Here is a 443-nt window from a genome sequence, read left to right as displayed (position 1 = left end):
GCGGGTGATCGATGTGGTCGGCCATCAGTTGTATGCACCCACTCCCGGCTCGCGCGCCAACCTGGCCCGTGAGCACCTGGGCGGGCAGATCCTGGTCACCGGCAACACCGTCATCGATGCGCTGCAGCAGACCGTGCAGCGGCTGGATGCCGATCCGGCACTGCGTGCGCAGGCCGACGAACCCTTCCATATTCTCGACCCCGGCCGCCGGCTGCTGCTGGTCACCGGCCATCGCCGCGAGAGTTTCGGCCAGGGCTTCGAGGACATCTGCCGTGCGCTGGCCGAGCTGGCACGGCGGCCGGACCTGCAGGTGCTGTACCCGGTGCACCTCAACCCGAACGTGCAGGGCCCGGTCAATGCCCACCTCGGCAACCTCGACAACGTGCACCTGGTGCCGCCGCAGGATTACCTGCGCTTCGTGCGCCTGATGCAGCGCGCCGACG

Annotated in this window: 1 protein-coding gene; it reads left to right on the top strand. The window is 68.8% G+C overall.

Translation table 11 applies throughout. The annotated features are described in order from the left end of the window. Positions 1 to 443, top strand: a 443-nt coding sequence (locus D7X55_RS46510; protein WP_147470503.1) for a UDP-N-acetylglucosamine 2-epimerase, incomplete at both ends; no start/stop codon positions are given.

It is taken from the genome of Corallococcus sp. AB049A (genome assembly GCF_003668885.1).
In the GTDB taxonomy this organism is placed as follows: Bacteria; Myxococcota; Myxococcia; order Myxococcales; family Myxococcaceae; genus Corallococcus; species Corallococcus interemptor.
Note: the sequence above shows the minus strand (reverse complement) of the source record. Positions and strands in the feature narration are given on the sequence as shown.